The organism is Micromonospora krabiensis, from assembly GCF_900091425.1.
Classification (GTDB): Bacteria; Actinomycetota; Actinomycetes; order Mycobacteriales; family Micromonosporaceae; genus Micromonospora; species Micromonospora krabiensis.
The window spans coordinates 6,322,182-6,346,190 of sequence record NZ_LT598496.1; the positions used below are offsets into that span (position 1 = coordinate 6,322,182).

At 75.3% G+C, this 24,009-nt stretch carries 22 protein-coding genes and 1 riboswitch; of the genes, 7 read left to right on the forward strand and 15 right to left on the reverse strand.

Translation table 11 applies throughout. The features are described from left to right. Nucleotides 1–24: 24 nt before the first annotated feature. The gene (locus GA0070620_RS29150; RefSeq protein WP_091599552.1) at nt 25–1,083 is read right to left on the reverse strand and encodes a DNA polymerase III subunit beta family protein; all 1,059 of its coding nucleotides are present in this window, start codon (nt 1,081–1,083) and stop codon (nt 25–27) included. A gap of 47 nt (nt 1,084–1,130) precedes the next feature. Further along, on the reverse strand, nt 1,131–2,315 hold the full coding sequence (locus GA0070620_RS29155; RefSeq protein WP_091596164.1) for a saccharopine dehydrogenase family protein: 1,185 nt from the start codon (nt 2,313–2,315) through the stop codon (nt 1,131–1,133). A gap of 294 nt (nt 2,316–2,609) precedes the next feature. Here GA0070620_RS29155 and GA0070620_RS29160 point away from each other — a divergent pair, with 294 nt between their 5' ends. After that, nucleotides 2,610–5,618, forward strand: a complete 3,009-nt coding sequence (locus GA0070620_RS29160; protein ID WP_091596166.1) for a helix-turn-helix transcriptional regulator — start codon at nt 2,610–2,612, stop codon at nt 5,616–5,618. A 60-nt stretch (nt 5,619–5,678) separates the two neighbouring features. Here the strand turns inward: GA0070620_RS29160 and GA0070620_RS29165 are convergent, their stop codons facing one another. Genes GA0070620_RS29165 through GA0070620_RS29175 form a run of 3 tightly spaced genes read right to left on the reverse strand, consistent with a single transcriptional unit; the run spans nt 5,679 to nt 7,462 of the window. Then, nucleotides 5,679–6,227 carry a DsbA family protein gene (locus GA0070620_RS29165; RefSeq protein ID WP_091596168.1) on the reverse strand — a complete coding sequence of 183 codons (549 nt, stop codon included), beginning with the start codon at nt 6,225–6,227 and terminating at the stop codon, nt 5,679–5,681. Beyond that, nucleotides 6,224–6,721, reverse strand: a complete 498-nt coding sequence (locus tag GA0070620_RS29170) for a redoxin domain-containing protein (RefSeq protein WP_091596170.1) — start codon at nt 6,719–6,721, stop codon at nt 6,224–6,226. The genes GA0070620_RS29165 and GA0070620_RS29170 overlap by 4 nt, the downstream gene beginning before the upstream one ends. A gap of 54 nt (nt 6,722–6,775) precedes the next feature. Next, nucleotides 6,776–7,462, reverse strand: a complete 687-nt coding sequence (locus tag GA0070620_RS29175) for a BON domain-containing protein (RefSeq protein WP_091596172.1) — start codon at nt 7,460–7,462, stop codon at nt 6,776–6,778. A 207-nt stretch (nt 7,463–7,669) separates the two neighbouring features. On the opposite strand from GA0070620_RS29175, the gene GA0070620_RS29180 reads away from it, so the two are divergent. Further along, nucleotides 7,670–8,308, forward strand: a complete 639-nt coding sequence (locus tag GA0070620_RS29180) for a maleylpyruvate isomerase N-terminal domain-containing protein (protein ID WP_091596174.1) — start codon at nt 7,670–7,672, stop codon at nt 8,306–8,308. Between the two features lie 204 nt (nt 8,309–8,512). Here the strand turns inward: GA0070620_RS29180 and GA0070620_RS29185 are convergent, their stop codons facing one another. Together GA0070620_RS29185 and GA0070620_RS32835 are read right to left on the reverse strand one after the other, a co-directional pair. After that, complete coding sequence (locus GA0070620_RS29185) at nt 8,513–8,917, reverse strand: hypothetical protein (protein WP_091596175.1); 405 nt, start codon at nt 8,915–8,917, stop codon at nt 8,513–8,515. A 132-nt stretch (nt 8,918–9,049) separates the two neighbouring features. Next, nucleotides 9,050–9,187, reverse strand: a complete 138-nt coding sequence (locus GA0070620_RS32835) for a hypothetical protein (RefSeq protein WP_157741730.1) — start codon at nt 9,185–9,187, stop codon at nt 9,050–9,052. Nucleotides 9,188–9,551: 364 nt separating this feature from the next. Here GA0070620_RS32835 and GA0070620_RS29190 point away from each other — a divergent pair, with 364 nt between their 5' ends. Then, the gene (locus GA0070620_RS29190; protein ID WP_091596177.1) at nt 9,552–9,914 is read left to right on the forward strand and encodes an STAS domain-containing protein; all 363 of its coding nucleotides are present in this window, start codon (nt 9,552–9,554) and stop codon (nt 9,912–9,914) included. A 191-nt stretch (nt 9,915–10,105) separates the two neighbouring features. Further along, nucleotides 10,106–10,573 (forward strand): hypothetical protein, encoded by a 468-nt coding sequence (locus GA0070620_RS29195; RefSeq protein WP_091596179.1) that lies wholly within the window; start codon nt 10,106–10,108, stop codon nt 10,571–10,573. 46 nt (nt 10,574–10,619) lie between these two features. On the opposite strand, the gene GA0070620_RS29200 is transcribed toward GA0070620_RS29195, so the two are convergent. From GA0070620_RS29200 to GA0070620_RS29215, 4 genes are all read right to left on the reverse strand, one after another. Then, nucleotides 10,620–11,687, reverse strand: coding sequence for a coiled-coil domain-containing protein (locus GA0070620_RS29200; protein WP_091596181.1), 1,068 nt, complete (start codon nt 11,685–11,687; stop codon nt 10,620–10,622). 4 nt (nt 11,688–11,691) lie between these two features. After that, nucleotides 11,692–11,823: riboswitch (cyclic di-AMP (ydaO/yuaA leader) on the reverse strand. Between the two features lie 153 nt (nt 11,824–11,976). Next, entirely contained in the window at nt 11,977–12,891 is a 915-nt protein-coding gene (locus GA0070620_RS29205) for a cation diffusion facilitator family transporter (RefSeq protein ID WP_091596183.1), read from the reverse strand. A gap of 106 nt (nt 12,892–12,997) precedes the next feature. Continuing rightward, on the reverse strand, nt 12,998–15,115 hold the full coding sequence (locus tag GA0070620_RS29210; RefSeq protein WP_091599556.1) for a HelD family protein: 2,118 nt from the start codon (nt 15,113–15,115) through the stop codon (nt 12,998–13,000). Between the two features lie 124 nt (nt 15,116–15,239). Then, nucleotides 15,240–16,205, reverse strand: coding sequence for an alpha/beta fold hydrolase (locus GA0070620_RS29215; RefSeq protein WP_091596185.1), 966 nt, complete (start codon nt 16,203–16,205; stop codon nt 15,240–15,242). Nucleotides 16,206–16,350: 145 nt separating this feature from the next. Between GA0070620_RS29215 and GA0070620_RS29220 the strand changes: the two genes are divergently transcribed. Further along, a complete protein-coding gene (locus GA0070620_RS29220; protein ID WP_091596187.1) occupies nt 16,351–16,983 on the forward strand; it encodes a carbonic anhydrase in 633 nt (210 codons plus the stop codon). 86 nt (nt 16,984–17,069) lie between these two features. Here GA0070620_RS29220 and GA0070620_RS29225 read toward each other — a convergent pair whose 3' ends face one another. Beyond that, a complete protein-coding gene (locus GA0070620_RS29225; RefSeq protein ID WP_091596189.1) occupies nt 17,070–17,399 on the reverse strand; it encodes a hypothetical protein in 330 nt (109 codons plus the stop codon). A gap of 321 nt (nt 17,400–17,720) precedes the next feature. Here GA0070620_RS29225 and GA0070620_RS29230 point away from each other — a divergent pair, with 321 nt between their 5' ends. Further along, the gene (locus GA0070620_RS29230) at nt 17,721–18,212 is read left to right on the forward strand and encodes a DUF3145 domain-containing protein (RefSeq protein WP_091596191.1); all 492 of its coding nucleotides are present in this window, start codon (nt 17,721–17,723) and stop codon (nt 18,210–18,212) included. Nucleotides 18,213–18,287: 75 nt separating this feature from the next. Beyond that, nucleotides 18,288–20,021 (forward strand): glycoside hydrolase family 3 protein, encoded by a 1,734-nt coding sequence (locus GA0070620_RS29235; protein WP_091596193.1) that lies wholly within the window; start codon nt 18,288–18,290, stop codon nt 20,019–20,021. Between the two features lie 29 nt (nt 20,022–20,050). On the opposite strand, the gene GA0070620_RS29240 is transcribed toward GA0070620_RS29235, so the two are convergent. The 3 genes from GA0070620_RS29240 to fabF form a co-directional block, all read right to left on the reverse strand. Beyond that, nucleotides 20,051–20,713 (reverse strand): lipoprotein, encoded by a 663-nt coding sequence (locus GA0070620_RS29240; protein WP_091596195.1) that lies wholly within the window; start codon nt 20,711–20,713, stop codon nt 20,051–20,053. An 80-nt stretch (nt 20,714–20,793) separates the two neighbouring features. Continuing rightward, nucleotides 20,794–22,602 carry a potassium channel family protein gene (locus GA0070620_RS29245; RefSeq protein ID WP_091596197.1) on the reverse strand — a complete coding sequence of 603 codons (1,809 nt, stop codon included), beginning with the start codon at nt 22,600–22,602 and terminating at the stop codon, nt 20,794–20,796. Between the two features lie 179 nt (nt 22,603–22,781). Next, nucleotides 22,782–24,008 carry a beta-ketoacyl-ACP synthase II gene (gene fabF / locus GA0070620_RS29250; protein ID WP_091596199.1) on the reverse strand — a complete coding sequence of 409 codons (1,227 nt, stop codon included), beginning with the start codon at nt 24,006–24,008 and terminating at the stop codon, nt 22,782–22,784. Nucleotide 24,009: the final 1 nt, after the last annotated feature.

The window sequence follows — 24,009 nt, forward strand, 5'->3', positions numbered from 1 at the left end:
CGGACCGCCCTCCGGTGAACCCGCTCAGAGGCGGATGGGCATCAGGATCGAGAAGGTGCCCTCGTCGGCGGGGCTGCGGACGGCCAGCGGGGCGATCGGGCCGTCCAGTTCCAGCACCAGCTGCCCGTCACCGGCGGCGTCGAGGGCGTCGAGCAGGTAGCGGCCGTCCACGCCGACCCGCACCCCGGCCGTCGACTCGTCCGGTCCGAGCAGCCGCAGGCCGTCCTCCTCGGCGCCGAGCACGGTCACCAGGTAGGTCCGACCGTCGTGCTCCCGCGCCACGGTCGGGGCGTCGGGGGCGCGCAGCGCCGTACGCAGGGCGGCGGCGTCGACCGGGATGCGGTGGGCCGGCGGCTCACCTCCGGCGCGGGGCAGCAGCCGACGGTAGTCGGGGAAGTCGTCCGGCATCGTCGCCGCGTCCAGCGGGGTGCCGTCGACGGTGACCGTCACCCGGTCGGCGGCGACCACCGCCGTCACCTCGACGGCCTCCGCGGCCGCCAACCGGAGCCGGATCGCGTCGACCGTGGCGGCGGGGAGCAGCGCCCGCACCGGGGGGCCGTCGACCGTGGCGGCGGCCCGGGCCAGCGCGAGTCGGTGCCGGTCGGTGGCGACCAGCCGTACGGCGTCGGACTCGACGTCGAGCAGGACGCCGCCGAGGACGGGCAGGTCGGGGTCGGTGCCGACGGCGAAGCGGACGGCGTCGACGGCGCGCGCCAGTTCGGCGCGGGACAGGACGAGACGGGTGGACATCGTGGGCTCCTCGGAGTCGACCAGGGTGCGGATCCGGGAGAGCTCGCGGCGGGCGTCGGCGAGACCGTCCTCCAGCCGGCGCAGGTGCGCGTCGAGCAGGCGGTGCACGACCGCCGGCCCGGACCGGACCGCGGTGGCGATCTCGGGGACCGGCATGCCGACCCGGCGCAGGCCGGCGACCAACCGGGCCGGCATGACCTGGTCGTCGGTGTACCAGCGGTAGCCCGTCACCGGGTCCACGAGGGCCGGCACCAGCACCCCGGCCGAGTCGTAGAACCGCAGGGCGCTGACCGTCAGGCCGCTGGCCCGGGCCAGCTCGCCGATGCTGCGCAACTCGCTCTCCACGATCGCCGATCCTGTGGTCTCGACCCGGTCGAGGGTCAAGCCGCCGGGGTCTCGAGCACGCGGAAGGTGATCCCGGCCCGGGTGAGCCGGTCGAACAGCGCCTCGCCCATCGCGGTCACCGGGGTGACCTGGCCGGCGGTGGGCGGAAGGTCGTCCAGCGCGAGGCAGAGGGTCGACTCGGCGAGCATCTTCGCGGTCTCGTCGTAACCGGGGTCGCCGCCGGTCACCTCGGTGTGCACCCGACGGCCGCCGCCCGATCCGACGAACCGGACCCGGAACCACGACCGGGCCCGCTGCTGGGGTGTGGGTCCCTGCCCGGAGGCGAGCCGCCCGAGCAGCCAGCGCCGGACCGGCGGCACCCGCACCAGGCCGGCCACGGCGCCGAGACCGGCCGCCCCGACGAGCACGGTCGGCAGCCGCCGCACCGCGGCGAAGTGCCGGTAGCGGAAGTCCGGCCCGTACTCGGGGCGGGCCGCCGCCGAACGCCGGACGACGTGCGGGTCGATGGTGGGCAGCGGCACCGTCCACATGCCCAGCTCGGCGGAGCGGGCGACCCGGCCGGCCACCGCGCGGACCCGCCGGTCCGCCGGCCGGGGCTCGACCGCGCGGCGCTCCCGGGCCGCGCGGCTCGCCTGCGCGGCGCGTGAGAAGGCGGTGAGCGCCGAATGGTACGTCCCGGCGGAGAAGCGCCCGCCGGCCCGGACGAAGCCGTCCACCGTGATCGGGGTGTCGGCGGGGAGCTGTCGGACGGTGAACCACGCGCCGAGGTCGTGCGGGATCGAGTCGAAGCCGCAGGCGTGCACGAGTCGCGCCCCGGTCCGGACCGCCTCGGCGTGGTGGCGCAGGTACATCAGGTCCACGAACTCGGGTTCGCCGGTGATGTCCAGGTAGTCGGTGCCGGCGCGGGCGCAGGCGGCGACCAGCGGCTCCCCGTGGTGGATGAACGGCCCGACCGTGCTGGCCACCACCCGGGTGCTCTCGGCGACGGCCCGCACCGAGTCGGCGTCGGTCACGTCGGCGGTCAACAGGGGCAGCCCGGCCAGCGCCGGGTTGACGGCGGCGAGCCGTTCGCGGACGGCGGCCAGCTTGGCCGGGTTGCGCCCGGCGAGCGCCCAGCGGAGCCCGGTGGGGGCGTGCCGCGCCAGGTAGTCGGCGGTGAGCCCGCCGGTGAAGCCGGTCGCACCGAACAGCACGATGTCGTACGTCCGCTCCTCGGCCATCCCCGGAGTCTGCCACCTGGCGGGGCGAGCGGCATCCCCTCAGTGCGCCGCACCGGCCCGGTCCACCGCCGACCGGTCCGCCCGCAGCAGCACCTCGCCGGGGGGCCACCGTCACCACCTGCCAGCGGCTCGGGTCCGGCCGCGCGGCGTGGTCCGGGCGCCGGGGTACGACCAGCGCCCGGACCACCGCCCCGGCGACCGCCGACCCGACGAGGGTGAGTACCGGTCCGGTGAGCCGTCCGAAACCTCCCACCCGTCCCTCCCGCGGCGGTCTGCGGTGTTCCGCGTACTCCGATGGTCGACCCGGCCCGGGTGAAACCGGCTCGCCCCGAAGGGGTGAACCTCCGCCCGCGGGGTAACCGGCCGCCGACCGGGGGAGGAACGGCGTCGTGGGGGTGGGGCCGGGTGACGGAGCGGCAGAGCGGGACGCGGGTGGCGGCGGCGCGGGGCACGACCGGGCCGCCGCTGCTCGCCTCCCGGCTACATCCGCCCGCCCTCCCCGAACCGGTGCTCGCCCGGCCCCGGCTGCTGAGCCGGCTGGATGCCGGCAGTGCCGGCCCGGTCACGCTGGTCCGGGCCCCCGCCGGTTGGGGCAAGACCACCCTGCTCGTCTCCTGGACGCGGCTGGTCGGCGGCAGCGCCGGCGCGGGCGCCGAGGTGCGTGGGGACGGCAGCCTCGGCCACGAGCCCGGGCCGACGCCGGCGTGGGTGTCCGTCGAGGCGGGCGACGACGGCGACCGGCTCTGGTCGTACCTGGCCGCGGCGCTGCGCGCCACCACCGACCCGGCCCTCGAACCGGTCGACGCGCCGGTGCCGGACCGGGCGCCACGCCCGGACCAGCTGGAGCTGCTGGCCGCCGCCCTGGCCGCCCGCGAACGGCCGGTGCTGCTGGTCCTCGACGACCTGCACCGGGTGACCGACCCGGCGGCGCTGAGCGGGCTGGAGTTCCTGCTCCGCCACGGGGAGCAGCGGCTGCGCCTGGTCGTCGGCGCGCGGGCGGGGCTGCCGCTGGCCGTGCACCGGCTGCGGCTGGCCGGCGAGCTGACCGAGATCGGCCCGGACGAGCTGGCGTTCACCGACGATGAGGCGGCCGACCTGCTCAGCGCGCACGGGGTGCCGCTGCCGGCCGCGGCGGTGCACCGGCTCCGGGCGCGGACCGGTGGCTGGCCGGCCGCGCTCCGCTTCGCCGCGCTCGCGCTCGACCGGCAGCCGGACCCGGCGCGCTGGGTGGGCCAGTTCGGGGGCGACCAGCCGGAGATCGCCGGCTACCTGCACGAGGAGGTGCTGGCGGCGGTCGACCCGGAGGCTCGGGAGCTGCTGCGGCGTACGGCCATCGCCGAGACGGTCTGCGCCGACCTCGCGGACGCGCTGACCGGCGGCGCCGACGCCGAGCGGGTCCTGTCCGACCTGGCCGGCGACGGCGGGCTGCTGAGCCGCGACGACAGCCGGCCACCCTGGTACCGCTGCCATCCCCTGCTGACCGACCTGCTCCGGGCGGAGCTGGCCCGGCTGCCCGCCGACGAGCTGCGTGAGCTGCACCTGCGGGCGGCCGGCTGGTACGCCGACAACGGTCGCCCGGCCGACGGGCTGCGGCACGCGCTGTCGGCGGGTGACTGGGACCGGGCGACCGAGTTGTTTGTCGCGCGGTGGCCGGAGCTGGCCCCGTACGACGGCAGCGGGACGCCGGTGCCACCGCCGGCCTCCCCACCGCCCGAGGCGATCCGCCGCGACCCCGAGTTGGCGCTCGCCTGCGCCGCGGAGCGGGCGCACGCCGGCGACGTCGCGGCCGCCGGGGGGTACCTGCGCGACGCCGCCGGGCAGGCGGGCACCCTGCCGACGCCGCGCCGGGACCGGTTCCTGCGGTTGGCGACCACGCTGGAACTCACCCTGGCCCGGTTGACCGGCGACCACACCGAGGTACGCGCGGCGGCCGCCCGCCTCGTGCGGTCGCGCAAGGCCCCGACGGCACCCGCTGCGGAAGGCGCGGCCGGTGAACCGCGTCCGGGGCCGGCGGGTGCGGCCGGCGAACCGCGACCGGCGGCGCCAGTTGTGGCCGGCGCCGGGCCTCTCGGTGGCGCCACCGACGACGCGGACCTGCGCGCGTTCGCCGGCACGGCACTGGGCCTGACCGAGCTCGCCGACGGGCAACTGCCGGCGGCCCGGTTCGCCCGCGCGTCGGCCGCGGCCCGGGAGGCCGGGCGACCGCGTACGGAGCTGGTCGCGGCGAGCCGCTCGGCGCTGCTGCACGCCCTGCGCGGGGAGCTGCGCGCGGCCGAGACGTCCGCCCGGGCGGCGCTGGCCATGCCGCCCTGCCACGGGTGGGCCTGCCGGCTCGACTGCGGCTACGCGTACCTGGCGCTGGCGGTGGTTGCCCTGCACCGGGACCAGCCCGAGGAGGTCGTGGCGAACCTGGCCCTCGCCGCACCGGCGATCGGCGGGGCGGAGCCGGACGAGCTGCCGCCGGGCGCGGAGCCGCCGAGGGCCGAGACCGCCGCCGAGGCGGTGGCCGCGCTCTGTCGTGCGCTGCTGCGACACGACCGGGGCGACCCGGCCGCCGGCCAGCGGCTGGTCGTCGAGGCCCGGAGCCGGATCGCGGACCGCCCCGCCGCGACGGAGCTGACCCACCGGCTGCTCGCCGCGGAGGCGGACCTGCGCGTCGCCCGGGGCGACCTCGACGGCGCGCGGGAGCTGCTGACCGACCGGGTACGCGACCGCGTCGAGCCCCTGGCCCCGCTGGCGGTGGCCCTGGCCCGGGCCGAGCGTCGGGCCGGGGACCCGCGGGCCGCCGCCCGGATCCTGCCGGACTGGTCGGCGCCGGAGGCGGCCGACTGGCCCCTGCCGGTACGCGTCGAGGCCGGCCTGCTCGACGCGGTCCTGGCCCGTGACGGCGGGGACGAGCGGCGCGCCGGCCGGATCCTGGAGCAGGTGCTCGACCTGGCCGGTCCGGAGGGTCTGCGGCGGGTCTTCACCCACGCCGAACCGGCCGTACGCGACCTGCTCGCCGCACATCTCGACAGCGGCACCGCCCACTGGCCGACCGTGAGCGACCTGGTGCGGGGGGCGGACGAGCCGGTGGAGCGGGGGCCCGCCGAGGCGCCGCCGGCGCTGAGCGAGCCGCTGACCGAGCGGGAGCTCACGATCCTGCGTTACCTACAGAGCATCCTGTCCAACGTGGAGATCGCCAGCGAGCTGTCACTGTCGGTCAACACGGTCAAGACCCACGTCCGCAACATCTACCGCAAGCTCGACGCGACCCGTCGCCGCGAGGCGGTACGGCGGGCGCGCGAGCTGCGGCTGATCTGACGCCGGTCCCTTCCGGGCCGCCGCCGACGGCTCCGACCTCCCGCCGCCGACGGCTCTACCTCAGGTGCCGGCGGCGGCGTCGACGGCGGCGAGCAGGTCGGGCAGCGCGTGCCCGCCGTCGTGGCGCACGTCGTTGACGAAGAGCGTCGGGGTGCCGTTGACACCGCTGCGGATACCCCCCACGAAGTCCCGCCGCACCCGGTCGGAGTGCGCCTGGCGCTCCACCTCGGCGCCGATCTCGTCCGGTGGCAGGCCGAGCTGCTCCACGCCCAGCGACAGGTGCACCGGGTCGAGTTGGTCCTGGTGCTCGTAGAGCCAGTCGTGCATCTCCCAGAACCGGCCCCGCACCCCGGCCGCCTCGGCCGCCTCGGCGGCGCTCTCCGCGTACGGGTGCACGTTGGCGATGGGAAAGTACCGGTACACGAGACGCACCGTCCCCTCCCGCTGCCGGAGCATCTCCCGCAGGTTCGGATACGCGGCACCGCAGTACTGGCACTGGAAGTCGCCGTACTCGACGATCGTGACGGGCGCGTCCACCGCGCCCCGGATGTGGTCGCTGTCGCTCACCGGTGTCCGCAGACGGGCGGTGACCTGCAATGGCGTGGTCATCGGGCCATCACCCGCCGCTCGTCGGTCAACCGCTGCAGCGCGTCCAGGATGCCGTCCACGCCCGGGTTGACGTCGTTCGGGGAGAGGTGGCTCCAGGTGACCCGTCCGTCCGGGTCGAGCACCACCAGGGCCCGCGCCGCCTCGCCCCGGGTGGTGTACGCGCCGTACGCCCGCGCCACCTCGCCCTTGGGCTCGAAGTCGGACAGCAGCGGGAAGTCGATGCCCTGGCTCGCCGCGAACGCCCGGTGCGACCAGAGGCTGTCCACCGAGATGCCCAGCACGACGGCCCCGTAGCGGTCGAGCTCCGGCATGGCGGCCTGGTACAGCGCCATCTGGTCCCCGCAGACGGGGCTCCAGTCGGCCGGGTAGAAGGCGAGCACCACCGGTCGCCCGCGGTGGTCGCCGGGGCCGGTGCGCCGCCCGTCCGGGGTGGCCGGGAGCTGGAAGTCCGGCGCCGGCCACCCCGGGCTGATCAGCCCAGTCGGATCAGTCATGACTCCCACGCTCGCGTCTGGTGGGGTGAGGCCGGCTCACCCCACCCGGGTGGTTCAGCGCAGCACCGGGGCGACCGCCAGGTGGTTCTGCACCTCCCGGATGCCCGGCGCCGACCAGGCCACCCGCTCCACCTCGGCGCGCTCGGGCATCGAGTGCACCAGGCCGGAGAGCAGCACCGTGTCGCCGTGCACGCGCACGGTGACCCGCTCGGCCTCGGTGGCCCGGCTCCGCGCCAGCGCGTCGACGATCCGTTCGGCCAGGTCGTACCCGTCGGCGCGGACGGCCGGCCGGACGGTGATGCCGTTGCTGACCCCGCGTACGCCGGTCAACCGGCTGACCACCCGCTCGGCGGCCCGGCGCTGGTACTCCCACTCCACCTCGCCGTGCATCGTCACCCAGCCGCCGGACACGGTCACCTGCAGCTGCTCCACCGGCACGAACGCGTCCCACTCCAGCGCGTGGCCCACGGCGGCGGCGACGTCCGGGTCGGCGTGCTCCGCCCCGCCGGGCAGCTGCACCGTCAGGTCGTTGGCGACGGCCCGGACGCGGGCGACCCGGTGCGCGGCGCGTTCGGCGGCCCACTTCTTCGCGTAGCTGTCCACCCGTCCGGCCAGGGTGACGACCCCCTCGGCGACGGTCACCCCGATCTCGTGCGGCCGTACGCGCGGCTCCCACGTCAGCTCGTCGAGGACATCGGACTGGATGTCCTGGTCGGTGCGGCTGGTGGTCTCGGTGGCCATCTGTCCCTCCTCCGGTCGCGACGGGCGGCTCCGGCGCGCACGCCGCCTGTACCGATCCTGTCGGCGAACGGGGTGACCGGCCCTCGTCCGGAGGGGGTGAGCCGTCGCGGGACTGGGAGCGGTCCCGGACGAGGCGGCCGGCTCCGGCGATCAGGAGTCGTCACCGGCTCGTAGGCTCAGCCGGGTCCCACCCCAAGGAGGTACGACATGGGTCCGATCAGGACGGCCTATCTCACCGCCGCGCACTCGGCCGTACGACTGTTGGGCGACCCCGCCGTCGCCGCCCGCTGGGACGCGCCCAGCGCGCTCGCCGAGTTCGGTGTCGCCGGGCTCGCGGGGCACCTCGCCTCGCAGGTCTTCCAGCTGCAGACGGTGCTCGCCGAGCCGGTCCCGGCCGGTCAGCCGGTCGGGCTACTCGACCACTACGCGCCCGCCCGCTGGATCGGCGCGAGCGTCGACGACGAGGTGAACGTGGGCATTCGCCGGGTCGGGGAGGCGACCGCGGCGGACGGGCCGGCCGCGCTGGTCGCCCGTACGGCCGCGGCGGTCGACGAACTGGCCCAGGTCCTCGCCGCCGAGCCTGCGGACCGGGTCGTGCACCTGGCCCGGGGTCCGTGGTCGCTGACCCTGGACGACTACCTGACCACCCGGCTCATGGAGATCGCGGTGCACTCGGACGACCTGGCGGTCAGCGTCGGCGTGCCCACCCCGGACCTGCCGGCCGACGTGCTCGACCCGGTGCTGTCGCTGCTGGCCCGCCTCGCCGTACGCCGGCACGGCCAGCCGGCGGTGCTGCGCGCCCTGACCCGCGCCGAACGCGCCCCGGAGGACATAACCGCCTTCTGACCCACCCCCACCCCCACCCCCCTCTCCCGCCCTCCCGCCCCCCCACCCTCCCGGCCGCCCACCCGGCCCGGCCCGATGATCAAGAGGTTCGCGTCATCGTTGATCTCCAACGTGACGCGAACCTCTTGATCATCAGGGGGGCGGAGCAGGGGCGGGTGGGGGAGCGGGAGCGGGTGGGGGAGCGGGGGAGGGCGGGGGGTGGGGTCAGTCCTGGGGGATGGGGGCGTTGGGACGGTCCACGTCGACGAACTCGATGTCGTCGACCGCGGTGTCCTCGCGGCTGCCCGCGGCGCGGGCAGCCGTGCCGGCGGCCCAGCCGATCGCGGCGCCGACCAGCGCGGCGCTGATCAGCAGCGTCCAGGGCAGGGCCGGCCGTCGACCGGCGAGCGCCTCGAACGCCAGCGTGGCGCGGCGGCGGGCCTCGTCGGCGGCGGAACCGACCAGGTCCCCGGCCTCGTCGCCCAGGCGGTGGCCGCCGCGGCGCGCCGACCGGGCGGTGTCCCGCACGCTGTCCCCGGCGGAGCCGACGACGGACACCAGGTGCTGCCACGCCTGGTCGGCGATCCGCTCGGGCCTGCTACGGCGGTCCAGCAGGTTGGTTCCGAACATCGTGATTACCTCCTCGGGTGCCGAAGTCGACGGCCACTTCGGACGTCGGCGTCTGTCCCGCACGTCACGGTCCGACCACCGGCCAGTGCCCCGAGCGTCACCGCCGCAAACCCGCCGCGGCGGCGGATGCTCTCAGTGCAGCACGACGACGGCCGGACCGCGCGCGAAGTCGTCGTCGTCATCGTCGTCATCGCCGCCGCCGAAACCGCAGGCCAGCACGAGGGCGAGCAGGGCGCCGACACCGGCCAGCGTCGCGAGTCGCTTGATCATCGATGGTCCTCTCCGTAGCGGTGAGCTTCCGCGGCCGATGGTAGGCAGCGCGGGCAACGCCGCAGGCGCGGACAGGGCCCGGACCAGGGCCGGCAGGGCGGTGAGCCGGGAGGTTCCGAGACCTGGACGTGCCCTTTCCGCCCGAGTGGCCGGCACCGGTTACCCTGGGGCGGCGACGCGTCGGTCCGACGGCTCGTTGAACGAACAGACGAAAAGAAAACTCCGGACAAGGGTGACGAATAGTGCCCTGATCCGCGAATTGCTCATCCCGAGGGGTGGCGACCGAGGCCGTTGGAGGAATACTCTCGGTCGCGGCCCGCGTACTGATGAGACGCCCGGAGAACGGGCGGGTGGAGGTGCTCGCGTGAGCCTGTCGATCGTGAAGTCGGTTCTGTCCGGTGGTGTGGTGGAGATCGCCCCGCGTGGTGAGATCGACGTCGACACCGCGTACGAGGTGCGCGAGGCGATTGCCGAGGTGCTCGCCAAGGGACGTCCGACCCGGATCGAGCTCAACATGCGGCTCGTCACCTTCATCGACTCCGTCGGCATCAGCGCGATGGTCGCCGGGTTCCAGACCGCCGAGGTGAGCGGGGTCAAGCTGGTCGTGACCGAGCCCAGCCGGTTCGTGCACCGGCAGCTCTGGGTGACCGGCCTGCTCGGCCTCTTCGGCGCGCCCGAGCCCTACTACGCGGGCGCCCCCGCGCCCGAGGTGCTTCCCGGCGCCTGACGCCCCCGCCGGTCACGCTCCGGCCGGGCCGCCCAGGTCCGCGCCGGTCCCGGCACGCTCCACCGCCGACGCCGCGCGTCCCCGGTGACCACGACCCGGACCTCCGGTCCGCGGTCGCCCACCGTCCGGGCGTTGCCAGCGCGCCGGCCGTACGCGACGATCGGGCGAGCGACGGCGGCGAGGGAGACGGCGTGCTCAGGCGGGATTCCTTCAGCTACACCGTCCAGGCGCGCTGCGCCCGAGACGACGCGGTGGCGCTGCTCAGCGACCTCGGCCGGCAGGGCGAGCTGCATCCGCTGATCGTGCGCGTGCGGCAGCTGCCACCGCGACCGGGCGCGCGGGCCAGCTACGTCATCAACGACCGGCTGGCCGCCGGGCCGGTGCGTTTCCGCACGTCCTACCGGGCGGACGTGCTGGTGATCGCCGACGACGAGATCGTCACGGTGGCCCGGCAGTGGCCGGCCACCACCGTCCGCAACCAAACCCGGCTGCGCGAGGAGCCGGGTGGGCTGGTGCGGATCGACGTCGAGATCACCCTCACCGCCCCGGCGCCGCTGTTCGGGTACGCCTTCCGGCAGGCCCGCGCGGCGCACCTGGCGTTGGCGGCCCGGCTGGGCGCGCTGCTGGACCGCGACCCCGGCCCGGCCACCGCCGACTGACGCGCCGGCGTCGGGTGGCCCAGGACGGCCACCCGACGCCCCGCGATCAGTACACCGACAGGTGCACGTGGTTGGTGTGGTCGCTGGACGGGTCTCCGCCCGCCCCGCTGTACGACTTCCACCCGCTGCTGGGCAGCCAGATCTGCCGGTACCAGATCACGTAGAGCACGGCGAGCCGGTCGGCGTTGCGGATGAAGTACGCCGCCAGGTTGTTGCCGTACGTCTTGTCGCCGCCGGTGGCGTCGCCGCCGAAGCCGTTCTTCTGGGCCGCGAAGTCGCAGGCGCGGCCCTTGGGATGCTCGCCGGAGCCGCCGCTGCGGTGACAGGAGACGTAGCGGGTGAAGCCGGCCGCCTTGGCCTGGTTGAGCGCGTGCAGCGTGCGCGGTGTGATGCAGCCGCTCGCCGGGGTGGGGTCGTTGACGCTGCACGACTCCGAGGGCCACGAGCCGTCGGAGTTGCGCGGGGCCGGCGTGGCCGTCGCCGACGAGGTGCCCCGGTTGGAGGCGTCGGCGGTGGTGGACGCGCGGTTGTTGGCGACGGTGAGGGCCCGTTCCGCCTGTTCCTTGCGCTTGGCCATCACCGCGACCTGCTTGCGCTGCTCGCGGATCTCGCCGTCGAGCGCGGTGCGGGTGCGGGTCACCTCGTCCCGGGTCTCCAGCAGGTCGCGCAGCACCCGGTCCTCGTTCGCGGCGACCGCGTCGAGGGCCGCGGCCCGGTCCATGAAGCCGTCGGGCGTGTTGCTGTTGAGCAGCGCCGACACGGCCCCGAGCCGTCCGGTGCGGTAGGCCACCCCGGCGATCTCGCCGACCTTTTGGCTGCGCTGGCCCAGCTCCGCCTCGGTCGTCCTCAGCTGGGCGGTGAGCTCACCCTGTCGCTTGACCGACCGGTCGAGGGCAGTCTTCGCGTCCAGGTAGCCCTTGCTGGCCGCTTCGAGCTGGGCGCGCAGGGCGGGCGTGCCGCCCTCCTCGTCCTGGCCCGGTGCGGCGAGCTGGCCGACCGGGGGAGCGGCGGTCGCGGCGGTGCCGGGGGTTGTCGCGACGCCCAGGGCGAGCGTCGCGACGATCAGGGCCGCCGTGCGGGCGGCGCGTCGTCGTACCGGTGCCACTACTGGCATGCACATGTCCTTCCGTCAGCCGCCGACCGGGTTAGCTGACGGGTTCGGGACGGAAGATCCCTACCGCTTGCGCGGATGCACCCCACGAACGTGGTTCCCCGGCTCGCCGCGTCGGGCGATTAGGCGACGGCCGCCGCTGGCGCCGGTGGGCGCCACCTGCCGGAGGCCGGAGCCGAGACTACCGGTGCCACCGGGGTCCGTGCAGCAGATGTGACGGAAGGTGTCGGTGTGGCTACGGAATATTCCGGCATAACACGACAATACGCATCGAGATTTAAGGTTGTGCTCATTACCACTCAACCGACCCGCAGGCCCCAGCGGCCGCACCCGGCTCGATCTGCAACGTGGCGTGCTCGATATGGAAGTCCTCGTGCAGCGCGCTCCGCGCGGCGGCCAGCACCGCCCCCACGTCGGCCCCCGGGCCCATCGTGAGGTGCGCGGAGGCCACCTCCATGCCCGAGGTGAGCGTCCAGACGTGCAGGTCGTGGACGCCGGCCACGCCGGGCACGGCGGCCAGTCGGTCGTGCACGGCGGTCACCTGCAGGTGCTTCGGCGCGGCCTGAACCAGGATGCGGACCGCCGCGCGCCCGAGTCGCCAGGTGCGCGGCAGGATGAACACGCCGATGGCCACCGCGACGACCGGGTCCGCCCACCACCAGTCGGTCACCGCGATCAGCAGTGCCGCCCCGATCACGCCGAGCGAGCCGAGCAGGTCGCCGAGCACCTCCAGATAGGCGCCCTGGAGGTTGATGCTCTCGCGCGCTCCCGGCCGCAGGAGGGCGAACGCGACCACGTTGGCCAACAGGCCCAGCACGGCGACGACGAGCATCGGCGCGGCGAGCACCTCCGGCGGGTCGCCGAAGCGGCCGACCGCCTCGACCACCACGTAGACGGCGACGCCGGAGAGCAGGACAGCGTTGGCGAGGGCGGCCAGCACCTCGAGCCGGTAGAGGCCGAAGGTGCGCTGCGGGTCGCGGTTGGCGTGCCGGGTCGCGGTGATCGCGGCGAGCGCCATGCCGATGCCGAGCACGTCGGTGAACATGTGGCCGGCGTCGGAGAGCAGGGCCAGCGAGCCGGTGCGGAACGCCGCCACCGCCTCGACCACCATGAGGCCGCTCAGCAGGCCGAACGCCGCCCAGAGTCGGCCGCGGTGCTGCTGGGCGGCGTTCGCCACCGACCCGTGGTGGTCATGACCTGCGCCCACGGACCCACCTTCCGACAATGCTCCCGACCGCTCCAATGTATGCTCACATCGCTATGTGTGCAAGTGACTGGCCGTAATCACCCATCGGTGACCGCCCCCGGGGGGATCAGCCCGTCGGGTCGACCGTGGTGAGCCGCTGGGTGGCCCGGGAGAGCGCCACGTAGAGCGTCCGCACACCCGACCCCGGGTCGGCCCGGATCTCGCTCGGCGCGACCAGCACCACCCCGTCGTACTCCATACCCTTCGCCTCCAGGCTGGTCACCACCTGGAGGCGAGGCGCGCCGAGCGTGCCGAGCCAGCCGGCGACCTCGTCGCGCCGGGCCACCGGAGTGATCACGCCGACGGTGCCCTCGACCTCGCCCAGCACCTCGGTGGCCGCCGCCACGGTGGTGTTCGCCAGCTCCGCCGCCGGCACGACGAGCTCGACCGGGTCGACCCCGGTGGAACGGACCGCGGTGGGCAGGCGCAGATCCGGGTCGACCCGGCGGATCTCGGCGGCCGCGACCGCGAAGATCTCCGCCGAGTTGCGGTAGTTGGTGGTCAGCGTGAACTCGTGCCTCTTGCGGCGGCCCAGCGCCTGGTCCCGCGCCCGAGTCAGCTCCGCCGGGTCACCCGTCCAGGCGGTCTGCGCCGGATCGCCCACCACCGTCCAGGACGCCAGCCGACCCCGCCGGCCGATCATCCGCCACTGCATCGGCGACACGTCCTGCGCCTCGTCGACCACGACGTGCGCGTACTCCCGGTAGTCCTCCGGCCGCTGCCGGGCCGCCTCGCGGGCGGCGCGCTGCCGGTCGGCGAACGTGGTCAGCTCCCGCACGCCACCGGCGAGCTGGAACGGGTCCCGCCGCGCCCGCGCCGGCCGCATCGGCTTGCCGAGCAGCGCGTCCAACTCGTCGAGGAGCGCGATGTCGGCGACGGTCAACCCCTCGGTGTCCAACGTCCGGTACGCCGCCTCCAGCAGCCGGATCTCCCGGCCGGAGAGGACGCCGCCGGCGTACCGGCGCAGGCGGTCCGGTCGGGCCAGCCAACCGAGCACGTGACGCGGGTGCAGGCGGGGCCACCAGGCCTTCAGGAACTCCCGGAACTCCGGCCGCTCGGCGATCTCGTCCTCGAAGGCGCGCTGCTCGGGCAGCCGGTCGATCCGCAGCCGGCGGGCCTGCGCCCAGAGCGCCGCGAAGACCCCGTCGAAGCCGGCCCGGCGCACCTCGTTGCGGCGGGCGCCCCGGGGCAGCGCCCGGTCCCGGATGCCGTCCAGCTCCCGGCGGTCGAGTCGGAGCAGCTGCCCCCGGTAGAGCAGGCGCAGCTCCGCCGGACCGTCCGGCGCGGCGTCCCGGACCGCCCGCTCCAGCACCCGGCGCATCCGCAGCGACCCCTTCACCGCCGCCACCTCCGGCGGGTCGGTGCGGGAGGAGGTCAGCCCCGGGAAGAGCGTCCCCAGCGAGCGCAGGGTGGCGGTGTCCTCACCGAGCGAGGGGAGCACCGAGGCGATGTACTCGACGAAGACCGTCGACGGCCCGACCACCAGGATGCCGCCACCGGCGTACCGGCTGCGGTCGGAGTAGAGCAGGAACGCCGCCCGGTGCAGGGCCACCGCCGTCTTGCCGGTGCCCGGCCCCCCGGCGACGATCGTCACCCCGGAGCCGGGAGAGCGGATCGCCTCGTCCTGCTCCCGTTGGATGGTGGCCACGATGTCGCGCATGCCCCGCCCGGTGGCCCGGGACAGCGTGGCGAGCAGCGCGCCGTCGCCCACCACCGCCATGTCCGGTGGGGCGGCGCCCGGGTCGAGCAGGTCGTCCTCGATGCGGGTGACCCGTTCCCCGGCCGACTGGATCATCCGACGGCGTACGACGCCCATCGGCTGTGCCGGAGTGGCCCGGTAGAAGGCCGCGGCGGCCGGGGCTCGCCAGTCCACGACCATGCTGGCCGCGTTCTCGTCCCGGATGCCGAGCCGCCCGACGTGCAGCACCTGCCGGTCGCGCAGGTCCAGCCGGCCGAAGACCAGCCCCTCGTGCTCGGCGTCCAGCGCGTGCCGCCGCTGCGCGGCGTGGAAGACCGTCGCGTCACGTTCGACCAGCGCCCCGAAGTTGCCGACCCGGGCGAGCCGGTAGCCGTCCCGCTCGGCGCGAACCGCGGACTCCCGCAGCTCGGCGAGCCGGGCGTACACCCGGTCGAGATGCCGCTGCTCGGCGGCCATCTCCTGCTCCAGGGTGGTCTGGTCGGTCAACGCGCGCTCCTGATCCCCGTCGGCGCGGGCGTCGCGGATGTCGCGGGCCGTGCGCCGGGCCAACCGAACGAGGGTACGGCCCCGGTCAGCCGCGCGACGCCCGAGGTACGTCGGGAAGGCCTGGTCAGGCCGGGGCCCGGTCGGCCGCCGGCGGCGCCCCGGGGGTGGTCCCGGCCGGCCCGCCCGGCCCGTCGGGGTCGAGCACCTGCCGGAGCACGGCGAGCAGGGCGTCGTTCACCTCGTCGGGGCGCTCCATCATCAGCATGTGCCCGGCGCCCGGACAGACGGTGAGCTCGGTCGCTGGCAGCGCGGCGGCGATCGACTCGGCGCACGGCGGCGGGGTGAGCCGATCCTTGTCGCCGACCAGCGCGACGGCCGGCAGATGAGCCAGCGCCGCCAGGGTCTCCAGCCGGTGCTGCGCCCCGATCGAGGCGCGGAACCCGCCGATCGAGCGGAGCGAGGCGCGGGCCACCGCAGAGGTGACCAGGCGGATGTCGGTGGGATCGCACCGGTCGCCGAAGAGCAGCCACCGGATGCTCGGGCGCAGCGCGCGCAGCAGCGCCCGGGGCGGTCGCCAGGCACCGCACCGGGCCAGCACCCCGGCGCCGGTGGTCTCGGCGAGCCGGATCAGTCGGGCGATCCGCGGCGACAGCCCGTAGACGGTGTGGGTGTGCCCCTCGGCGGTCGTCGAGACGAAGGCCAGGCCGGCGGCACGGGCGGCGAAGTGGTCGGGGTGCCGGTGCGCGTACTCCATGATCGTCATGCCGCCCATCGAGTGCCCGACCAGGACCACACGGCCGGTCGGGGCGACCGCGTCCAGCACCGCTGCCAGGTCGTCGCCGAGCTGGGCGAGGGTGGCCGTGGGCAGCGGCATGCAGCTGGAACGGCCGTGGCCCCGGGCGTCGTACGCCACCAGCCGCACCGACGCGCCGAGGACCTCGTCCAGGGCGGCGAGCTGTCGGTGCCAGCTGCGGCCGTCGAGCGTCCAGCCGTGCAGCAGGATCACGGTCACCCCGGCGTCCGCCGCACCGGCCACCTCGACGTGCAGGCGCACCCCGTCGGGAAGACGGACCTCCGTCTGCTCCGGCATCGTCACCTCCCCAGGTCGCCCGGACCGACCCACCGGGATACCCGGCGGTAACACCGGCTACCCGCCATGACACCACGCCAACCACGGCGGTGAGAAGATTCGCGACCCGGGCCCCCGACCGGCCGGTGCCGGCCAAGCTGGGGGCATGGGCTCGCCGCAGGCACCGCCGCCCGCGCCGGGCCGCCTCGCCGGTGGCACGCCCCGGGCCGCGCTGGCCGCGCTGTTCGCCGGCAACCGCCGGTTCGTGAGCGGTCGGCCGGTGCACGGCCACGACGTCACCGCCGCCGCGGCGAGCGCCTCCGGCGAGCAGCAGCCGTACGCCGTGCTGCTCGGCTGCATCGACTCGCGGGTGCCGTTGGAGGCGATCTTCGACCAGACCTTCGGGTCGATCTGTGTGATCCGTACCGGCGGTCACGTGCTGGACCGGGCCGTGCTCGGCTCGATCGAGTACGTCGTCGACGCGCTGGGTGTGCCGCTCGCGGTGGTGCTCGGACACGAGCGCTGCGGCGCGGTGGGAGCGGCGGTCGAGGTGGCCCGCGGCGGGAAGCGCCCGGGCGGCGCACTGGCCCATCTGGTCGACCAGATCGTCCCGGCGGTCGAGGAGGTGGGCGCCGCGGACCCCCGGGCCCATCCGCTGGCCGTCCGGCGGCACGTCCTGCGGACGGTGGCCGCGTTGCGGGCCGAGGAGCGGCTGGCCGGGCCGGTCGCCGCCGGCCGGGTGGACGTGGTCGGCGCCCTCTACGACCTCGCCTCCGGCGAGGTCCGCCTGCTCACCTGAGCGGGGGAGCGGCGGCCCCTGGAGAAAGAGAACCGCCCGTCGGGTGTCCCGACGGGCGGTTCCGAAGTGCGCGTGAAGCGGGCGGCTCAGGCCTCGAAGACGCCGGCCGCGACCAGGCGCTTCTCGGTCGCGTCCCAGCCGTCGCCGGGGTGCGCGGCGGCCAGGGTGTTGATCTCGGCCCGGATCTTCGCGGCGTGGCCCGCGGCGGCCAGCACCCGGATCTCCTCGACGAAGGCCTCGGAGTCGGTGCGCAGGTGCGCGGTCTTGCCGTTGGTCAGGTTCCGCACGTAGGCGTGCTTGCCGCCGTTGAGCGGGATCAGGTACTTGAACTCGCCCAGCACGCTGAGGGCGCCACCCTGGCCAGCCTGGCCGGCCCGGACGGACGCGCGCGCGGTCTTAGAGGTGTTGCTCGCCACGGAGGTACTCCTTGCAAGACGTACGGGAGGACGAAACGTCCGGGGGCTGTGTGCGGACCGCACCATCATGGTGAGCCCGCGAAGACGTGCGCGGCACAAAGCCGCCGGTGGAACTGTACACGACCACGATGCCTGGCTGGTCATCGCGCTGTCCTGAGAGACAACGGCGCTCACCCGGTCGGCTATTCCGACGGACTCGCCCGGTGAATTCTCCGATTCCCTGGCGCACCATCCGTCACACCAGTCATCATGTGTAACCAGGAACCACTCGGGCGTGTGAGGTCGTAGGGGAAGACGCACCTCGCTCTCCGGGAGGTCACCGTGCCAACGCGTGGCGTCGTATACGTCCACTCGACCCCGCTCGCCGTGTGCTCACACGTCGAGTGGGCGATCGCGCGCGTCCTCGCCGCGCCGGTCAACCTGCAGTGGACGGCACAGCCCGTCGACCCCGGCGCCCGCCGGGCGGAGTGCGGGTGGACCGGTCGTCCGGGAACGGGCGCCGAGCTGGCTGCTGCCCTCCGGCAGTGGCCCATGATCCGTTTTGAGGTCACGGAGGAGCCGAGTCCGGGAGCCGACGGTGAGCGCTTCATGCACGTTCCGGGGCGCGGCCTGTTCCGTGCCACGGTGGGCGCCGCCGGCGACATCCAGCTCGGGGAGGACCGCCTCCGCGCCATCCTGGCGACCGCCCGCGCACCCGAGGCGATCGCGCACGCGCTCGACAAGGCGCTCGGCACCGCGTGGGACGCCGAGCTGGAGCCCTACCGGTACGCCGGTGACGGCGCCCCGGTGACCCTGCTCACCCGGGTCGGCTGACCGCCGAGGCCCGAGCGCCACCCGGCGCCGGCCAGGTGAAGGTCAAGTTGCCCCGATACGCGGAGAACTGGTGGGATGGGCGGCGTGTCGATTCGCCCGCGTCGCGCCGGCATCGCCGTCGCCGCCCTGACCGCCCTGCTGGCCTCCGCGTGCTCGACCGGGCCGGACCCGGCCGACCCCACCCCGTCCGCGTCGACCACGGCGCCGGCGCCGACACCCAGCACGCCGTCCGCGGCCGACCCCGCCGCCCGGGCCGCCGCCCTGGTCGCCACGCTCGCCGACGAGGACCTGGTCGGCCAGGTGCTGATGCCCTACGCGTACGGCAGCGCGGCCACCACGGTCTCGCCCGGCTCGGCGGCCGGCAACCGGGCGCTCGCCGGGGTGGACACCCCCGCCGAGATGATCGCCAAGTACCGGCTCGGCGGGCTGATCCTGGTCGGCTTCAGCGCGGACGACCCGACCAAGGCCAACCAGACGACCACCAACGTCGACAACCCGAAGCAGGTCCACGAACTGACCAGCGGGCTGCGCGAGGCGGCCGGCCGGCTGCCCACCGGTGCGGCGCCGTTCCTGATCGGCACCGACCAGGAGTACGGCGTGGTGACCCGGATCACCGACGGCGTGACCGCCCTGCCCAGCGCGCTGGCCGCCGGCGCGGCCGGTGACCCGGCGCTGACCGAGGCCGCCTGGCGTGCCGCCGGTGCCGAGCTGGCCGCGATGGGGATCAACCTGGACTTCGCCCCGATCGGCGACGTCCTCGCCACCCGCAGCACGGTGATCGGCTCGCGGTCGTTCGGTGCCGACCCGAAGCGGGTCGCCGCGCAGGTGGGCGGCGCCGTACGCGGGCTCCAGGCCGCCGGGGTCGCCGCCACCGTCAAGCACTTCCCCGGGCACGGGCACAGCGCCGACGACTCGCACAAGGAGCTGCCGGCGCTCACCCAGTCCCGCGCCGCGCTGGAGGCCGGCGCGTGGCCGCCGTTCGCGGCGGGCATCGAGGCCGGGACCATGGCGGTGATGTCCGGCCACCTCGACGTACGCGCCATCGACCCGGGCACGCCGGCCACCTTCTCCCACAAGCTGCTGACCGACGTGCTCCGCAAGCAGCTCGGTTTCCAGGGCGTGGTGATCACCGACGGGATGAACATGGCGCCGGCGATGCGCTGGTCGCCCGGGGAGGCGGCGGTGCGGGCGCTGAACGCCGGCAACGACCTGATCCTCATGACCCCGAACGTCGGTCAGGCGTACGACGGGCTGCTGGCCGCGCTGCGCGACGGCTCGCTGCCCCGGGCTCGGCTCGTCGACGCGGTCACCCGGGTGCTGACGATGAAGTTCCGGCTGGCCGGCTCCTCGGCGCCGGCGATGTCCACGCTCGACGACCCGGCGCACCGGGCGGCGGCCGAGAAGCTGGCCGGCGCGGCGGTGACCGTGCTGCGTGGCTCGTGCGGCACCACGCCCGTCAAGGGCCCGGTGACCGTCTCCGCCTCCGGCGGGCGGGACCGGACGCGGGCGCTGCTGACCGACGCCCTGAAGGCGGCCGGGGTGCCGGTGGTGCCCAGCGGCGGGACCGTGGTGCACCTGGTCGGTTACGGCGACGGGGCCTCGGACCTGCGCGCCGACGCCGCGGTGACGGTCGCCATGGACACCCCGTACGTGCTGGGGGACGCGAAGTCACCGACGCTGCTGGCCACCTACTCGTCGAGCCGGTCGTCGATGACGGCGCTGGCGGCCGTGCTGGCCGGAAAGGCGCGCCCCGCCGGCCGCTCCCCGGTAACGGTGCCGCACCTGCCCGCGACCACCTGCGGCACCTGAGGCCCGACCCGTCGGCCGGCGCCCCCCGGTCAGCCGGCGGCCACGAGCCCCCGGGTGGCGAGCCGGTACGCCGGCAGCACGTCCGTCCGCTCGGTGATCAGGCCCTCGTTGACCGTGAACACCAGCGTCTGGCCGGCCGACTGGACGGCCAGCGCCCAGTGCCGCGACGGCTCCTCGGCGAGCTCGTCGGTCGCGAGCCAGGTGACCTCGGTGGCCTCGAAGGCACCGGCCCGTACCGCGCGGAATTGCTGGTCGTCGACCGTCTCCCCGCCGCCGGTGACGAACGCCTCCAGTGCGGCCCGGGGCGCGGCGGTCGGTTGGTCGGCCGTCCACACCCGCAGGAAGCCGCCGCCGGCGCGCCGGCCGTCCACCTCGCAGCGGGCGGTGGTGCCGCCGCGCTTGGTGAGCGCGTCGCCGACCAGCTCCGCCAGCTCGCCCTGGGGAACCTCGACCGGCTCCGCCGTCCAGCCCGCCGCGAGCGGGAAGCCCACCGGCAGGACGCACGGCGTCCCCGCGCCGCCCGCGGTGCCCTCGGCCGGAGCGGCGGCGATCTCGTCGTACCAGGGCTCGCCGGTCGCCCGCGGCGTCGGATCACCGGCCGCCCCGGCCGGGCTGTCGTCGTCCTCGCCGCAGCCGGAGAGCACGCCGAGGGTGAGCGCGGCCAGCACGGCGGCGCGGGTACGTCGGTCCATCGTGTCCGTTCCTGGTGATCTTCGGTCGGGCCCAGCAAACCGGTTCGGGGTACGCCGGGTCAAGCCCGCCCGACAGCGGGTCAGGGCGACCGTTCCGGCTCCGGCCGGTCCGGCCGGGGGCGCACCGGAACGGCGAGCAACCGCAGCGGTGACGCCTCCGGCGCCGGCGGTGGGTCCGCGCTGGGCACGGTCCGGGGCAGCAGTTCGGCGAGCCCGGCCCGGGTCGCCACCACGATCAGACGGTCGGTGCGGACGAGGGGACGACGGTCCGGCAGGGACCAGATCGTCTGACCGGCGCGACCGGTGCGCATCGCGATGACCCGCACCCTCCCCGGCACGGACAGGTCGGGGCAGTACCGCCCCTCCACCGCCGACCCGGCACCCACCGGAAGTTCGGCGACGAGCAGCACCCGGCGACCGACCGAGATCGTGTCGATCACCTCGCGGCCCATCATCGAGGCCGCGAAGGCCGGCGCCGCGAGGTACGACACGCTGCGGGAGCGGGTCAGGCCGAAGGTCCGCTGCACCCGCTGGGCGAAGCCGTCGTCGAAGAGCCGCAGCACGACCCGCAGGTGCGCGCCGGTCTGACCGGCGGCCGCCCGGTGCGCGGAGCGACCCACCAGGGCGGTCTCCAGATTCGTCACGTCGTCCGCGGTCAGCACCACCAGCGCACGGCACGTCTGCACCGACGCGGCACGCAGGGTCTCCGGGCTCGTCGCGTCGCCGATCAGCACCGGTATCCCGAGTTCCCGGGCGGCCGCCACGCCCCGCGCCGACTCCACCCGGTCGACGGCGACGACCGTCAGGCCGGAGGCGTGCAGCTCGTGCAGGACGCGGGTGCCGATGTTGCCGAGGCCGACCACGATCACGTGACCGGCCACGGGGTCGGTGAGGCCGCCGGCGGCCACCTTCAGCCGGGCGTGGACCAGCGCGTCGACGACCAGCGCGGTCACCGTCGGCACCAGGGCGATCCCGGCGATCGCGAGCGACACGGCCGTCACCTTCTCGACCGCGCCGGCCGCCGGGTCGGCGTCCGCGCCGCCCAGCGCGGTCAGCAGCACCAGGTAGACCGCCTCGGCGGGTGCCACGCCCCGGGCGTACGTCAGCACCGCGGCGGCCACGGCGAACAGCGCGACCGTGGCGCCCAGCGCCAACCGCAGGTTGCGACCGAAGATCAGTCCGGTGGTGCGGAGCAGGCGGGACCGTCGGCGGAGCGGCTCGGGCCGCCGCCGCCCGTACGCCCGGACGAGGACCAGTTCGGCCCCCTCCTCGTCCGCCGGCAGCGTCACCGGATCGGGGCACTCGGCGTCGGCCAGGGCGCAGACGATGTCGGCGGTCGCGTCGAGCGTGCGCCGGTTGGCCGCGCGTACCCGTTCGTCGTCGCCCAGGTCCAGCTGGGTCGGGGAGTCGTCGCCGAGCGTGGCCGCCACGAACGCCGGTGCGGCGATCTCCGAGCCGGACAGCACCGCGCAGTCGCCGAGCATGCTGGCCACGCCCGCGCCGAGCACCGGATTGAACAGGCGGACCACGAGCCGTACGTCCGGGTCCAGCTCACGCACGATCATCGCCGCGTCCACGTTGGTGACGTCGTCGGGGCCGACCAGCGCCACCGCGGCCGCCTGCCGCGCGCCGGCCCGCTCCAGCACCTCCGCCGTGAGCCGGCGGGCCACCAGGATCTCCGGTCGCCGCGCGGGTTCCCCGCTCTCCGGCTGGTACTCGGCGATGTCGGGCGCGTGGTTCTCGGTCAGCGACGGCAGCACGACCGTGACCTCGACGCCGTACCGGTCGACCAGCTCCGCCACCAGCCGCCGGGCGAGGCTGCTGTCGCCGCAGACCAGGAACCGTGGGCCGGACGGCTCCGCCGTCGGCTGCCGGGTGCCGTCGGACACCGCCGGACCGTAGCCGCTCGGTCCGACGTCGACGTGAACGGGAGGTGACGCGACGGAGGGCCCGCTCGGTGAGCGGGCCCTCCGTCGTGCCGTCGGCGTGCGGTGGTGCCGTGGACCGTCCGGGCGGCCGGTGCCGTCGCGGACGCGCCTGCCGTCGGGCGAGCCTCCGAGGGGTCTCGTCAGGCCCGCGCGAAGACGAGGGCCACGTTGTGGCCCCCGAAACCGAAGGCGTTGTTGAGTGCGGCGGGGATGTCCATGTGACGTGCCTTGTGGGCCGCCACGTCCATCGTGAGGGCCTCGTCGGGGTCCTCGAGGTTGATCGTCGGAGGAACGACCCCGTCGCGGATCGCGAGGATGGTGGCGATCGACTCCAGCGCGCCCGCCGCGCCGAGCAGGTGCCCGGTCATCGACTTCGTCGCGGACAGCACCGGGTGGTCGCCCAGCGTCTTGTGCAGCGCGCCGATCTCCAGCATGTCGCCGACCGGGGTCGACGTGGCGTGCGCGTTGACGTGGACGATGTCCCGCTTGGCGATGTCCGCGTCGGTGATCGCCCGCGAGATCGCCCGGATCGCTCCGTGGCCCTCCGCGTGCGGCTGCACGATGTCGTACGCGTCGGAGGTGATGCCGGCGCCGGCGAGCCGGGCGTAGACCCGGGCGCCCCGCGCGGCGGCGTGGTCGGCGCGTTCGAGGACGACGATGCCCGCGCCCTCGCCGAGGACGAAGCCGTCCCGGCCCTTGTCCCACGGGCGGGAGGCCCGCTCCGGCTCGTCGTTGCGGGTCGACATGGCCCGCATCGAGGCGAAGCCGGCGATGGGCAGCGGGTGGATGACGGCCTCGGTGCCGCCGGCCACGACCACGTCGGCGCGGCCGGACCGGATGATGTCCAGGCCCAGCGCGATCGCCTCCGCGCCGGTCGCGCAGGCGCTGGCCACCGAGTGGACACCGGCCTGCGCACCGAGCTCCAACCCGACCCAGGCGGCCGGGCCGTTCGGCATCAGCATCGGCACGGTGTGCGGAGAGACCCGGCGCGGCCCGGACGCCTCCAGGATGTCGTCCTGGGCGAGCAGCGTGGTCGCGCCGCCGATGCCGGAGCCGACGCTGACGGCCAGCCGCTCCTGGTCGAGGCCCGAGTCGGCCAGACCGGCGTCCGCCCACGCCTGCCGCGCCGCGACGATCGCGATCGCCTGAGAGCGGTCCAGCCGGCGCAGCTTGACGCGGTCCAGCACCTCGGAGGGCTCGACAGCCAACTGCGCGGCGATCCGTACCGGCAGTTGCGCCGCCCACTCCTGGGTGAGCGCACTCACCCCGGAGCGGCCGGCGACCATGGCCTCCCAGGTCGACGCGACGTCCCCGCCGAGCGGGGTCGTCGCGCCGAGCCCGGTGATGACGACGTCGGGACGAGTCATG

What these genes read in the sequence shown, in the direction of transcription:
- GA0070620_RS29155 (WP_091596164.1), bottom strand. Translation starts at nt 2,315, where the DNA reads ATGGCCGAGGAGCGGACGTACGACATCGTGCTGTTCGGTGCGACCGGC.
- GA0070620_RS29160 (WP_091596166.1), top strand. Translation starts at nt 2,610, where the DNA reads ATGGTCGACCCGGCCCGGGTGAAACCGGCTCGCCCCGAAGGGGTGAAC.
- GA0070620_RS29165 (WP_091596168.1), bottom strand. Translation starts at nt 6,227, where the DNA reads ATGACCACGCCATTGCAGGTCACCGCCCGTCTGCGGACACCGGTGAGC.
- GA0070620_RS29170 (WP_091596170.1), bottom strand. Translation starts at nt 6,721, where the DNA reads ATGACTGATCCGACTGGGCTGATCAGCCCGGGGTGGCCGGCGCCGGAC.
- GA0070620_RS29175 (WP_091596172.1), bottom strand. Translation starts at nt 7,462, where the DNA reads ATGGCCACCGAGACCACCAGCCGCACCGACCAGGACATCCAGTCCGAT.
- GA0070620_RS29180 (WP_091596174.1), top strand. Translation starts at nt 7,670, where the DNA reads ATGGGTCCGATCAGGACGGCCTATCTCACCGCCGCGCACTCGGCCGTA.
- GA0070620_RS29185 (WP_091596175.1), bottom strand. Translation starts at nt 8,917, where the DNA reads ATGTTCGGAACCAACCTGCTGGACCGCCGTAGCAGGCCCGAGCGGATC.
- GA0070620_RS32835 (WP_157741730.1), bottom strand. Translation starts at nt 9,187, where the DNA reads ATGATCAAGCGACTCGCGACGCTGGCCGGTGTCGGCGCCCTGCTCGCC.
- GA0070620_RS29200 (WP_091596181.1), bottom strand. Translation starts at nt 11,687, where the DNA reads ATGCCAGTAGTGGCACCGGTACGACGACGCGCCGCCCGCACGGCGGCC.
- GA0070620_RS29215 (WP_091596185.1), bottom strand. Translation starts at nt 16,205, where the DNA reads ATGCCGGAGCAGACGGAGGTCCGTCTTCCCGACGGGGTGCGCCTGCAC.
- GA0070620_RS29220 (WP_091596187.1), top strand. Translation starts at nt 16,351, where the DNA reads ATGGGCTCGCCGCAGGCACCGCCGCCCGCGCCGGGCCGCCTCGCCGGT.
- GA0070620_RS29235 (WP_091596193.1), top strand. Translation starts at nt 18,288, where the DNA reads ATGGGCGGCGTGTCGATTCGCCCGCGTCGCGCCGGCATCGCCGTCGCC.
- GA0070620_RS29240 (WP_091596195.1), bottom strand. Translation starts at nt 20,713, where the DNA reads ATGGACCGACGTACCCGCGCCGCCGTGCTGGCCGCGCTCACCCTCGGC.
- fabF (WP_091596199.1), bottom strand. Translation starts at nt 24,008, where the DNA reads ATGACTCGTCCCGACGTCGTCATCACCGGGCTCGGCGCGACGACCCCG.